At 41.4% G+C, this 12,692-nt stretch carries 16 protein-coding genes; 7 read left to right on the top strand and 9 right to left on the bottom strand.

Going from position 1 to position 12,692, the window contains the following annotated elements; genetic code table 11:
- Positions 1–73: 73 nt before the first annotated feature.
- Entirely contained in the window at positions 74–790 is a 717-nt protein-coding gene (radC, locus tag B0183_RS07305) for a RadC family protein (protein WP_021113221.1), read from the bottom strand.
- Positions 791–959: 169 nt separating this feature from the next.
- On the opposite strand from radC, the gene coaBC reads away from it, so the two are divergent.
- The 7 genes from coaBC to B0183_RS12330 all read left to right on the top strand — a co-directional run bounded on the left by coaBC (position 960) and on the right by B0183_RS12330 (position 4,895).
- On the top strand, positions 960–2,165 hold the full coding sequence (coaBC, locus tag B0183_RS07310; RefSeq protein WP_021114419.1) for a bifunctional phosphopantothenoylcysteine decarboxylase/phosphopantothenate--cysteine ligase CoaBC: 1,206 nt from the start codon (positions 960–962) through the stop codon (positions 2,163–2,165).
- Complete coding sequence (gene dut, locus B0183_RS07315) at positions 2,162–2,617, top strand: dUTP diphosphatase (RefSeq protein ID WP_021114418.1); 456 nt, start codon at positions 2,162–2,164, stop codon at positions 2,615–2,617. The genes coaBC and dut overlap by 4 nt, the downstream gene beginning before the upstream one ends.
- A gap of 8 nt (positions 2,618–2,625) precedes the next feature.
- Positions 2,626–3,231, top strand: coding sequence for a nucleoid occlusion factor SlmA (gene slmA, locus B0183_RS07320; RefSeq protein WP_021114417.1), 606 nt, complete (start codon positions 2,626–2,628; stop codon positions 3,229–3,231).
- A 7-nt stretch (positions 3,232–3,238) separates the two neighbouring features.
- Positions 3,239–3,463, top strand: coding sequence for a YheU family protein (locus B0183_RS07325; protein WP_005713165.1), 225 nt, complete (start codon positions 3,239–3,241; stop codon positions 3,461–3,463).
- A 66-nt stretch (positions 3,464–3,529) separates the two neighbouring features.
- Complete coding sequence (gene crp, locus B0183_RS07330; RefSeq protein WP_005713163.1) at positions 3,530–4,204, top strand: cAMP-activated global transcriptional regulator CRP; 675 nt, start codon at positions 3,530–3,532, stop codon at positions 4,202–4,204.
- A 254-nt stretch (positions 4,205–4,458) separates the two neighbouring features.
- A complete protein-coding gene (locus B0183_RS07335; RefSeq protein ID WP_223300025.1) occupies positions 4,459–4,710 on the top strand; it encodes a hypothetical protein in 252 nt (83 codons plus the stop codon).
- 38 nt (positions 4,711–4,748) lie between these two features.
- Positions 4,749–4,895 carry a hypothetical protein gene (locus tag B0183_RS12330; protein ID WP_021110348.1) on the top strand — a complete coding sequence of 49 codons (147 nt, stop codon included), beginning with the start codon at positions 4,749–4,751 and terminating at the stop codon, positions 4,893–4,895.
- A 120-nt stretch (positions 4,896–5,015) separates the two neighbouring features.
- Here B0183_RS12330 and pyrD read toward each other — a convergent pair whose 3' ends face one another.
- The 8 genes from pyrD to rimI all read right to left on the bottom strand — a co-directional run bounded on the left by pyrD (position 5,016) and on the right by rimI (position 12,440).
- Complete coding sequence (gene pyrD / locus B0183_RS07345) at positions 5,016–6,023, bottom strand: quinone-dependent dihydroorotate dehydrogenase (RefSeq protein WP_016528414.1); 1,008 nt, start codon at positions 6,021–6,023, stop codon at positions 5,016–5,018.
- Positions 6,024–6,269: 246 nt separating this feature from the next.
- Positions 6,270–7,220 (bottom strand): ribose-phosphate pyrophosphokinase, encoded by a 951-nt coding sequence (locus B0183_RS07350; RefSeq protein ID WP_005713153.1) that lies wholly within the window; start codon positions 7,218–7,220, stop codon positions 6,270–6,272.
- A gap of 27 nt (positions 7,221–7,247) precedes the next feature.
- Positions 7,248–8,093 carry a 4-(cytidine 5'-diphospho)-2-C-methyl-D-erythritol kinase gene (ispE, locus tag B0183_RS07355; protein ID WP_021113204.1) on the bottom strand — a complete coding sequence of 282 codons (846 nt, stop codon included), beginning with the start codon at positions 8,091–8,093 and terminating at the stop codon, positions 7,248–7,250.
- 1 nt (position 8,094) lies between these two features.
- Positions 8,095–8,727, bottom strand: a complete 633-nt coding sequence (gene lolB, locus B0183_RS07360; protein WP_021110345.1) for a lipoprotein insertase outer membrane protein LolB — start codon at positions 8,725–8,727, stop codon at positions 8,095–8,097.
- Positions 8,728–8,847: 120 nt separating this feature from the next.
- Positions 8,848–10,173, bottom strand: a complete 1,326-nt coding sequence (gene srmB, locus B0183_RS07365; protein WP_078208582.1) for an ATP-dependent RNA helicase SrmB — start codon at positions 10,171–10,173, stop codon at positions 8,848–8,850.
- A gap of 28 nt (positions 10,174–10,201) precedes the next feature.
- The gene (locus B0183_RS07370) at positions 10,202–10,564 is read right to left on the bottom strand and encodes a helix-turn-helix transcriptional regulator (protein ID WP_223300026.1); all 363 of its coding nucleotides are present in this window, start codon (positions 10,562–10,564) and stop codon (positions 10,202–10,204) included.
- Entirely contained in the window at positions 10,546–11,889 is a 1,344-nt protein-coding gene (locus B0183_RS07375; protein ID WP_021111224.1) for a type II toxin-antitoxin system HipA family toxin, read from the bottom strand. The genes B0183_RS07370 and B0183_RS07375 overlap by 19 nt, the downstream gene beginning before the upstream one ends.
- A gap of 113 nt (positions 11,890–12,002) precedes the next feature.
- Positions 12,003–12,440: a ribosomal protein S18-alanine N-acetyltransferase gene (gene rimI, locus B0183_RS07380; RefSeq protein ID WP_035523310.1), complete on the bottom strand. Its 438-nt coding sequence runs from the start codon at positions 12,438–12,440 to the stop codon at positions 12,003–12,005.
- Positions 12,441–12,692 lie beyond the last annotated feature (252 nt).

The raw sequence follows: 12,692 nt of genomic DNA on the forward strand, positions 1-12,692 counted from the left end.
AAAGGCTCAACTCAATCTGACGACCTCGTCAGGTACATACACCCGACCCACAGACTATTTTAAAGACTGTGAATTATACTTGCTTTAGCTCATCTAAACAAGGGGAAAATTCGTAATTTTCCTGTTCAAACTTCTCTTCTTCGAACGAAAAATAGTCACCTTTGCCAACAATAATATGATCAACAAAGCGAATATCGACTAAATCGCACGCCATTTCGATTTTTCGAGTTAGAAAGCGATCAGCCTCACTTGGATTACAATTGCCAGATGGGTGGTTATGAGCAACTAAAATGGCAGCAGCATTACACTTTAAGGCCTCTTTGATGATTTCACGAGGATGAACAGATGCTTGGTTGATCGTGCCATAAAACATTTTTTCTGTTTTAATTAGCCTATTTTGGTTATCTAAAAAGATCACCATAAACACCTCTCGCTCCCAAGATTCTAATTCCGATTGAAAATACATTACCGCCAAATAGGGACTATCTACCATTTCATTGACTTTCATTTGTTGGGATAGATAGCGTTTCGTCATCTCTTTCGTAGCCTGAAGTTGAATGTACTGAATTTGCCCTAACCCTTTGATTTTACAAAAATCCTCTAATGTCGCTGACAGCAATCCTCGTAATGAGCCAAAGGCAGTTAATACACTTTCTGATAGATCCATTACAGGTATCCCTTTAATTCCTGTGCGTAAAAAGATTGCCAATAGCTCCGCATCACTTAAAGCTTCTGCCCCAAATTTTAGTAATTTTTCTCTTGGCATTAATTCATAAGAACTTTCATTCATATTTTTTGTTCAATTAGTTAAAAAGTGCAAACAGCATAAAAATCTTCCCTCCTTGATTCAAAAGGCTTTTTCTCTTTTTTCGACAAAGATCGCAAAAATAGGGCGTTGTGAGTGAGTACCTATTTGCGTAGAATAGCGAACAGAAAATCCATCATAAAGATGATTCGTTATGTTAAAAGATAAAAAAATCCTTATCGGCATTACTGGCGGTATTGCGGCTTACAAAACCATTGAGTTAATCCGTTTATTAAAAACAGCGGGAGCAGAAGTGCGAGTAGCAATGACCCCTGCGGCAGAGGCCTTTGTAACACCGCTGACTTTGCAAGCTATTTCAGGTAATGCAGTTTCAACTTCTTTACTTGATCCACAAGCAGAATTAGCAATGGGGCATATTGAATTGGCGAAATGGGCTGATTTAGTCGTGATTGCCCCTGCAACAGCTGACTTTATTGCACGGCTGCGTATTGGCATGGGCAATGATTTGCTTTCTACCATTTGTCTTGCGACCGCTTCACCAATTTTACTTGCACCAGCAATGAACCAGCAGATGTACAAGCGGTCAATTGTGCAGGAAAATTTGCAAAGTTTAATAGAGCAAGGCGTTTCGATTATTGGGCCTAACGCTGGCTTTCAAGCCTGCGGCGATATAGGCAAAGGCAGAATGTCTGAGCCGAGTGAGATTTTCCAAGCGATTGAAGATCATTTTACGCAATCGCAGGATCTTGCTGACTTAAGCGTGGTGATTACCGCAGGCCCAACGCGTGAAGCGATCGATCCTGTGCGTTATATCAGCAATCACAGTTCAGGCAAAATGGGCTTTGCGATCGCGGAAGCCTTCGCTAAACGTGGGGCAAAAGTCACCTTGATTGCAGGCCCTGTTAATTTAGCCACACCGCAGAATGTTAGCCGTATTGACGTGATTTCTGCACAACAAATGGCGGAACAAGCGGTGAGTTTGGCACAAAAAAATGCAATTTTTATCGGCTGTGCGGCGGTCGCAGATTACCGTGTGGAACAGATTGCGGAGCAAAAAATCAAAAAAACAGGCAATAATGATGAACTGACTTTAAAACTGGTAAAAAATCCCGATATTATCGCTACGGTGGCTCATCTTGCTCAAAATCGCCCTTTTGTCGTGGGGTTTGCTGCTGAAACGCAAAATGTAGCAGATTATGCGAAAGACAAGTTACAACGTAAGAATTTAGATCTAATCTGTGCCAATGATGTCTCTGGCGGACAGGTGTTCGGGCAAGATCAAAACTCACTGCAGCTCTTTTGGCAAAATGGCGAGAAAATTTTACCGCTTGCAGATAAAGGAAAATTGGCGGAAGGATTAGTAGCAGAAATTGTGACAAGATATAAGGATAAAGAATGAAACAAATCGACTTAAAAATTTTAGATAAACGAATTGGCACAGAATTTCCATTGCCAACTTATGCAACAGCAGGTTCAGCAGGGTTAGATTTACGGGCATTAGTGGAGCAACCTTTAACCGTAGAAGCAGGACAGACAGTGTTAATTCCAACGGGGATTTCGGTTTATATCGCCGATCCAAACTTGGCAGCGGTAATTTTGCCTCGTTCAGGGCTTGGGCATAAAAACGGCATCGTATTGGGTAACTTGGTTGGCTTAATCGACAGCGATTATCAAGGTCCGTTAATGGTGTCTCTTTGGAACCGTAGCGATAAGCCGTTTACGATTGAAGTAGGCGTTCGTATTGCTCAGCTCGTTTTTGTTCCTGTGGTGCAGGCACAATTTAATATCGTAGAAGAATTTACTGCAACCGACCGTGGCGAAGGCGGCTTTGGTCATTCAGGTAAACAATAGGATAGAAAATGACAGAACCTGTAATCAAAATGCCGAAAAAATCGGTAAAAGAACGCCAACAGCAAGTGTTAGAAGTTTTAATCGGCTTACTTAACTCGGAAGAAGGTATGCAACGTGTTACCACGGAGCGACTTGCCAAAGCGGTTGGGGTATCAGAAGGGGCTCTATATCGCTATTTTCCGAGTAAAACCAAGATGTTTGAGGCTTTGATTGAACGGATTGAGATGACATTAACGAGCTATATCAATGCAAGTAAACGCCAAGAAAATACCGAATTGGCAGTAAAAGCGATTTTACAAACTATCTTAGAATTTGCACAAAAGAACCCTGGGGTGACACGTATTCTAACAGGACACGCATTAATGTTTGAAGATGAGTTACTCAAAGCTCGTGTCGCAAAATTCTTTGAAGGATTAGAACTGCAATTTATGAATTTATTGCAAATGCGTAAATTGCGTGAGGGCAGGGCTTTTGCTGATGAACGAGCATTGTCTGTTTACTTGGTGAATTTCTGTGAAGGGCAATTTTTACGCCTTGTTCGCTCAAATTTTGGCTTTAATCAACATCAACATTTTGAAAAACAGTGGCAACTGATTAAGCCATTATTCTACTAGGAAAAAGATGATTATCCCTTGGCAAGAACTTGAAGAAAGCACCCTATATAATGTTTTAGATTCTTTTATTTTGAGAGAAGGAACAGATTATGGGGAGCGAGAACTCACACTCGCAGAAAAACGAGAACGTTTATTAGCTCAGTTAAAAGCCGATAAAGTTGTAATTGTTTGGTCAGAATTGCACGAAAGCATTGATATTAAAGATAAAAAATCTTTCTTAGGGAATTTGTAAATTTATGCTAAAATTCTTGACGTAGTATTAAGCTATATCAACTATAAATGATTTATAGAGGTTTCTATGCAAGATGTTTCAATCTCAACCGCACAGCTTGAAGATGTCAGCCCATTACCATCCATTCACGATCCTGCGGTGGAATGGTTTTTAACTCACTGTCATATTCATCGTTATCCAGCAAAATATACTTTAATTCACGCAGGTGAAGATGCTGAATCACTGTTTTATATTGTCAGCGGAGCTGTGTCTGTCTTTATCAAGGATGAAGAAGGCAAGGAGATGTTATTAACCAATTTAGGCCAAGGCGAATTTGTCGGTGAAATCAGCCTTTTTGAAGAAAAGGCTCAGCCTCGCACTGCTTGGGTAAGAACTAAAGGTAACTGTGAAATTGCTGAAATTTCTTATAAAAAATTCAAGCAATTAGTGCATCTTAATCCAGATATTTTGATGTATTTATCCGCACAGATGGCTCGCCGTTTACGAATGACATCAAGGCAGGTTAGCAACCTAGCATTTCTTGATGTAACAGGTCGTATTGCTCAAACATTGATGAATTTAGCTAAAATGCCTGATGCGATGACTCACCCTCAGGGTATGCAGATTAAAATTACTCGCCAAGAAATTGGTCAAATGGTTGGTTGCTCACGAGAAACTGTAGGTCGTATTTTGAAAATGCTTGAGGATGAAGGGTTAATTTCTGCACATGGTAAAACTATCGTGGTGTATGGGACAAGATAACATATTAAAAATGCAAAGTGCTACGTTAGATTATCAAATCAATTAATCTAACTTAGCCTTAAAACATTAAGATTTCCCCCCAATTATTAACCCCATAAAAACTTTTGTCTATACACCGAAAAAACCTCTCTAAACCTCCTGATTGCCTTGCTACACATCGTTCCGCTTGACTACCCCCCTTAAAAAAATACAATATATCCATTTTGGCAAACGGTTTCGGAATTCATTTTTCTTTGACAAATTAAGGTTTAACTATGCGCTCCTCTATTCCTTTATCACTCACTAATAAAACTCTTTCTGCGGCTTCAGGTAAAACTTATCATCTTGTTGATAAATCAGGAGAACCCCTTAAAGTCTTTTTCACTAAAATTGTTGATGAACAACTTGTTATTAGAAGAAATCAGGGATTGTTAGATATTATAACTTTAGTTGGGAATATGAAACGACGGAAGGTACCCGTCAATCGATTAAGGCTGATGCCCATAGGGCAGAACAAACATCCTTAGTAGTGGATGATCGTGTTACTCTACAGGTGCCATCAGGAGTGATTTCTATTGCCGCGACAGCTGTAAAAGGAAATACGAATGTTACCGCTATTGGCTCAGGTAGCTATGAATATACCATTGCAGTTGGATACAGCAAAGAAGCAGGCTTTATTCCTGATGTTGATCGATATGTGAGTATTGTTTAGCTGGTGTGTATTCCCCTCGCTAGCCCCCATCCCCCTCGCAAGCTCGGGGGCTTCCCCCATAAATGGGGGAAGGTGCCCGAAGGGCGGATGGGGGACTCTTAGAAGTTTGTAAAACCATCCCTAAATAGAAATTTTCCTAACCAACTGCCGTACTAAATCCGGGCCTTGATAAATCATCGCAGAATAGAGTTGCAATAAACTTGCCCCTGCGTTGATTTTTTCTTGCCCTGATTGCACCGAATGAATACCGCCACTGCCGATAATAGGCAGTTTGCCGTTTAACTCTTGAGAAAGTTGCGAAATAAGTTGAGTGCTTAGTGCATTTAACGGTTTGCCACTTAGCCCCCCTTGCTGATCCGCAAAAGGCAAGCCTGCGATGCTATCTCGTGAAAGTGTCGTGTTGCCAGCAATAACACCGTCAATTTGGTGGCGGACAAGACTGTCCGCAACAGACGCGATTTCTTTGGCGGTGAGATCAGGGGCGATCTTCAAAACAAGCGGCTTGTACCCCCCAAATTTTTGCGAAAGTTGGGCTTGTTCGGCTTTAAGTGAGCGTAACAGATCGTCAAGTGCCTCGCCATATTGCAAAGAACGCAGATTTTTAGTGTTCGGCGATGAGATATTGACCGTCACATAACTGGCGTGTGGATAGACTTTGCGTAAGCAAATTTGATAATCGTCCAAGCTATGTTCAATCGGGGTGATTGCGTTTTTCCCGATATTGATCCCAAGAATGCCGTTATATTTTGCCTTTTTTACATTTTCAATCAGCACATCAACCCCAAGATTATTAAAGCCGTTACGGTTGATAATGCCTTCGGCTTCAAGAATACGGAACTGTCGTGGACGTGGATTACCGTCTTGTGCAACGGGGGTGACAGTGCCAACTTCAATAAAACCGAAACCTAATTTAGCAAAGCCATCAATCGCCTCGCCATTTTTATCCGCCCCTGCGGCTAAACCGATAGGGTTTTTGAAACGCAACCCCATTACTTCAGTCGGATTGTCGGGAAGCGAACAAGCCAAAGAAAACGGGGTTTTGCCGAATAATTTTAAAGATTGAATAGCAAATTGATGGGCGTTTTCCGCATCAAGATTAAAGAGTGCTTTTTTGATAAGTGGGTACATCATTTGTATGAATATAAAATTACAATTCTTCCCTCGTTTGAGGGAAAGAAAGAAAATTCTTCCCCCGCTTGCGGGGGAAGGTGCCCGAAGGGCGGATGGGGGAGAATTAAATATTCTTTCCGCCCCCATCCCCTTCGCTTCACGAAGGGACTTCCCCCATTTATGGGGGAAGAATTAATTTTGCTTTCTAAAAATCAATGCCATACATTAGAAATCAAAAACCCAACCTTTCGGTTGGGCTTTTGATTAATGGCTGAACATTGCAGAAATAGACTCTTCGTTGCTAATACGACGAATAGCTTCTGCCAACATTCCTGATAAGGTTAATACACGCACTTTATTTAATGCACGGATCTCCGCAGAAAGTGGAATAGTATCTGTCACAATCACTTCATCAAGCGCATCATTCGCTAAGTTTTTCGCCGCACTGCCAGAGAAAACAGCGTGTGTTGCATAAGCAAATACACGACGAGCGCCACGCTCTTTTAATGCTTCTGCGGCTTTAACTAATGTGCCGCCAGTATCGATCATATCATCAACTAAGATACAATCACGATCTGCCACATCACCGATAATATGCATTACTTGAGCCACATTCGCTTTCGGACGACGTTTATCAATAATCGCCATATCCGCATCATTTAATAATTTTGCAATAGCCCTTGCACGCACCACACCGCCAATATCAGGTGAAACCACAATCGGATTAACTAAATCGGTTTTCTTTAAAATATCTTCGATTAACACAGGCGAACCGAAAACGTTATCCACAGGCACATCAAAGAAGCCTTGGATCTGTTCTGCGTGTAGATCGCAAGTTAATACACGATCCACCCCCACACTTGAAAGGAAATCAGCAACCACTTTAGCGGTAATCGGCACACGCGCTGAACGCACACGACGATCTTGACGAGCATAACCAAAGTAAGGAATTACGGCGGTAATACGACCTGCCGAAGCACGACGAAGTGCATCAACCATTACGATCAACTCCATTAAATTATCATTCGTTGGTGCACAGGTTGATTGCACAATAAAAATGTCCCCTCCACGCACATTTTCATTGATCTGCACTTGGATCTCACCATCGCTGAAACGACCTACTGTTGCATCACCGAGAGAAATATAAAGACGTTCAGCAATTCGTTTTGCTAATTCAGGAGTAGCGTTTCCAGCGAAGAGTTTAATATCAGGCATTTTGGATAAACCTCTAGATGTAGATTTTTAAGGATATAAATTGAGCGTTTTATGTAAAGGGGAAACATTTCTGCCTTGTGCCACAAAGCCCTCAACATTTTCAGGTTTTAGAGCAAACACACGGCGAGCCTCATCTTCACAATCAAATTCGGCAAACACACAAGCACCAGTGCCTGTTAGCCGAGACGGTGCGTATTGTACCAACCAATTTAGTAGATCATCAACCTTTGAATACAGATCTCGGACAATTTTTTCGCAATCGTTTGCGAAAGGGGCATCAAGCAGTTCTGCTAAAGTACGTTTTGGAGTATCACGAGTTAAATCGGGGTGCTTAAAAATCGAAGCGGTCGCAATCGCCTCATCGGGCTTTAACACCACATACCACTTCTCTTTTGGCTGACAAGGCGTTAATTTTTCACCAACTCCCTCAGCAAAAGCCGCAATACCTCGCACAAAAATCGGCACATCTGCCCCCAAGGTTAATCCCATTTCAGCAAGTTGCTCAAGGGAAAGCCCTGTTTGCCAAAGCTCATTCAACGCAACTAACACCGTCGCCGCATTTGACGAACCACCACCAACACCCCCTCCCATCGGCAAGCGTTTAGTCACCCCAATGTTCGCCCCCAACGGACAAGCGGTCTTTTCTTGCAACAATTTTGCGGCACGATAAATCAGATTTTGCTCAACAGCCACACCATCAATCTGGTTAGTTAAATGAATAATCGGATCTTGGCGAAGCTCAATCTCAATCTCATCACCAAAATCTACAAACTGAAACAGCGTTTGCAGTTCGTGATAGCCATCAGACCGCTTACCTGTAATATACAAAAAAAGATTAAGTTTTGCAGGACTTGGAAAAGTGAAAGTTGCCATATTAGTACGCCCAATGATCAATACGAATTTTCAAGGTTTGAGAACCATTTTCCAACACAATCAACTTAGGCAAATTTGGCTGGCGATCTTCGTGATATTCCACAAAACGAACTTTCCACAACGTCCCATTGACCGCATAATCAAATTGAGCCAACTGACGTTTTTCATTCACAACATAGTTTGACTGTTGCTCAGGCTGACCTTTCACCCAATAGGCAAATTGATCTATCGGGAATGAAACGCCGATAATCTCTTCCATTAACATCGCCACATCTGCTTCAGTGCGAGAACGCCCCTCGCTATCAGAAATGGTCATTCCATAGACATTACGTTGCAATTTCAATGATTTGCTTGATAAATTTGAAGACATCGTCAGCCCAAAGTTCGTCGGGGTTTTATATTGCCAATCAAAATGGGAAGAAAAACGTTCCTCAGGAGAAATATAGCCAAATTGCCCTTTCGCCGAATAGGCGTTGATTTGTGTTAATTGTGCAAGATGTTGTTGCCATTTTGCATCATTATGTGGAATTGCCACCGTTGGCTGAGTGATTTCAGTCGGAGCATCCAGCACAGAATGACAACCAGCAAGGGCAAATAACAGAGTAAGGGATAGCAGTTTTGTGAGTTTTTTCATACAATCCTCAAATTTGAAAGTTATAATAGTCTCAATAATATACTATGAAACTACAATCAAATTATTTTAAGAAAATATTTGATATTTACTAAAAATGGTGTGAGATCTACCCACTTGTTTCTAGCTTTCAACCCGTTCCCCCGTCGGCTTTCTCTGCTTACCAATATTCTTGGTATCTTTATGACGGGCTTTCACTTTCTTCTTCAAGCTCTCTTTTTTCTCTTCTTTCTTTTTCTTAATCCGCGCTTTCTCTTTTTTCGACACCGTATTCACCTCACCATCTTTTGGGGCTTTGGTGCGTGGTGCTAAGCCTTCAATAATACGCGGTTTTAACGGCTCTTCCGTATAGCGTTTAATTTTGCCAAGTAGCTTGTAATCGTGAGCTTCGACTAACGATACTGCGGAACCTTTCTTGCCTGCACGAGCTGTACGCCCGATACGGTGTAGATAAGTATCTGCACTGTATGGCAAGTCAAAGTTAATTACAAAATCGACATCATCAATATCAATCCCACGAGCAGCCACATCCGTTGCCACCAACATATTTACCACGCCATCTTTTAAGCGAGCAATCGCTTGATTACGCTGTGTTTGTGCCATTTCGCCTTCTAGATAAGTCGAACGAATACCACGTTTACGCAAGGTTTCGCTTAGCTCTCGCACACTTTCACGGCGACGAACAAACACAATGCTTCGCTCAATCTCAAATTCACTTATCAAACGAGCAAGTAATTTGGTTTTATGTTCAAGATTATCTGCGTGATAATACCACTGCTGAATTTTCTTACGTTCACGGCGACTTGGCTCTGCATCAATTTGAACAGGATCATTTAAAATACGCTCGGCAAAATCGACTAACAATTCACCTTCAAGGGTGGCAGAAAATAGCCAAGTATATTTACGCCAACGGGTTTCCGCCGCAATTTTTTCGGCATCTTGCCCGAACCCCATTTGCAACATACGATCCGCTTCATCAAAAATTAAAATCTCGACAGAACGGCAATCAAAATTTTCTTCTTGAATATACTGTTGCAAACGCCCAGGTGTCGCCACCACAAGGTCTTGATTAGTGTTAAACACTTCGCCGTGGTTTTGATAAGCAACACCGCCTGTAATAGTGGCAATTTTCAAGTTGGTAAATTGTGCCAACTCTTCCGCTTGCTCAGCGACTTGCATCGCTAATTCACGGGTTGGCGTTAAAATTAAAATGCGTGGTGGACCAGGATTGCGGCGAGGGTGATCGAGCAAATGTTGTAACGCTGGCAATAAAAATGCAGCGGTTTTTCCTGTGCCTGTCGGGGCTGAACCCAACACATCTCGCCCTTCCATTGCAGGCGGAATGGTTTCTTGCTGAATAGCCGTTGGGCGTTTATAGCCTTTTTTTTCCAATGCTTGCAACAGCTCAGGGCTTAAATCTAATTCTTCAAAGGTGGTTAATTCGTTCATTTTGTTCTCTTGTTAATTTTTAAGAAAATCAGACCGCTTGTTCGTTTAAAACTTGTCTGAGTAGTGTTTTGTTCATTGGCACAACACCTAGTTGTAATTCAAAGGGGCGTAACACCTGATTGATAATATCAATACTGTAATTTCCCTTATCATTTTCTAAATCAGATAACGTTTTGCGAGAAACTTTGACAATCTCCGCATAACGCTCTTGTTTCATTGCCAGTAGATGTAAACGTAGATATTTCAACGCCTGCCCTAAACTCATCTCATTGAGCAATAGCTTACGAGCAATTTCGTCTCGCACAGTCGCTCTCTGATAAATATCTAACGTTTTTTTACTTTTAGAGGCTCTCGCCTGTTTGATCTCTTCCATTATGATAATAATTGCCAACGTTTTAATTTTTCAGGTAAATAGTCCAAACTGATTGAAGGATACGTCAAAATCGCCGTTGGAACGCCCCTTGCTTCTAAACGTGCTTTAAGTCCGACAAGCTGTTGAGCCGTTTGACGCAAAGCATCCAATAACTTGTCGGCTGGACATAAATCATCAAGCTGTTCTGCAATCAGATCAAAACGATATTCACCGCCTAATTCTAATGCAGGGTGACCTTTACTATCCCACATTGTCGTGCGAGGAATACCTTCAGGATCTGCTTTCATTGGGGCAAAATCATAAATTGGAGCAAGCCAAATACGATTTTGATTGCGTAAGAAAGCCGTATTTCGCCCGTGATTATCGCTATTTCCAAAGGCGATATTCAATAAATCTCGCCTTACCCACTCGATCACAAAAGCTTGTTTATCAAAAAACATTCCTGTTTCAACCAAATGAGAGGTTTCAATTTTAGCAATCAACTGACGAATAACCTTTTCGTGATCCAGCAAAGAGCCAGCCCCTTTTTCTAACATAGCATAAACAGATTCAACGGCATAACGAGCCATTTTCCCCTGTTCATTACGATAAACATCAAAACGAGGTAACCACAACGACGGGTAACGTTCGCCTTCTTCCAATCGCATTTTTGTCGTATCAATCGTGTCAAAACCCATTGAGGCTAATTCGTGATAATAGTGAAATTCAGCTCTCAATATATCGCAATCTATTACACTACGTTTCCCACGCGGAAACTTGACTAAATAGAAATCGTCAGAAGAGGCACCTTGTTGTAGGTTATCAATCCAAACTTGCCGAGTGGCTGTTTGGCGTAGCAATAATTTCGGTGCTTCACCGCCAGCCCCTGTGGCACCGCCAGCCATTGCCCCACGCTGATTAGCGTATTCCAAAAAGTCTGCTTGGCGATTGATAACATCGTCTATTTCAAATAAGCGAGAGGGTTCATTTTCGACAAAAGAACTGACCGCTTGCTTAACTCGTAAATGCCCGACAGGTGCAATCGTGCCTTGTTTTAATAACAAATAGTTTTGTTGAGCCATCGGCAAATGAGCAATATCTAGTTTTTGCAACCAATAACGCCGGCTTGCCCCAGAAGGGACTATATCATCTAAAAATGCAAACCAGCCCGATACACTGCGATGCGGAAAAAATTCCACAGGGTAGTTAAATGAAACTGCCTTATCATTATCACTTAAAATTTCTGTTAAATCATGGAGATAGCTAAAATCATTGAGACTATAATCAGCCTGAAAGGTCAAAATAGCAATATCCTGCCAACGATCAGCAATGTAGGCTTGAAGTATAAGCGGTTCGATTTGCATAAAAATTCTCTACGGTAAAAAATATCACGCATTATAAACAGAAAAAGGATTTTGTGATAGTTATAAGTTACACAAAATCCATTTTTGTCACTTAACGAGAGATATATTTCTCATTACATATATAACGCCATCACCACCGCATTCTCTCGCCCACCGTCTTGGGTAGGGTAGTAATTTTTTCGCACCGTCACTTCATTAAAGCCTAGTGAGTAGTAAAGTTTTTGTGCAGTCGTGTTTGAAGCTCGCACTTCAAGCCATAATGTCGTGATCTGCTTTTGTTGAAGCTGAGCGATCAACGCTTGCAACAGTTGCTTACCAAAGCCTTTTCCTTGATAGGCAGGATCGACTGTGATATTAAACAGTGTCGCTTCATCAAGCAAAAACTGACAGATCACAAAGGCAACAATATGATTTTCAACGGATAATTTCAAATTCAAATAACGTTCGCCTTGACTATTTAACAGCGTTCCTTTCGCCCAAGGCACTAAATGGGCTTGTTGTTCGATCTCAAAAAGACGGTCGAAGTCGTTTTCTAAAATAGGTTCTATCATACATACTCTCAAAAATGGGACGTGATTATACCGCTAAAACACCATTTCATCACGCACAACATAGCCTGATTGATAATAGCCTTTCCAGAAATCACTTTCTTTCGTCTGTAATATGTTGCTCAATAGCATTAAAAACATCGTCCCCGTTTTTGTACAACATTGATCTAAACGGAATTCGTAAAGCGATTTATACCACGAATACCGTGGAATCGCTTAATAGCGTGATTCGTCGCGTGATTAAAAAACGAAATG

This window comes from Glaesserella parasuis, assembly GCF_002015085.1.
GTDB lineage: Bacteria > Pseudomonadota > Gammaproteobacteria > Enterobacterales > Pasteurellaceae > Glaesserella > Glaesserella parasuis.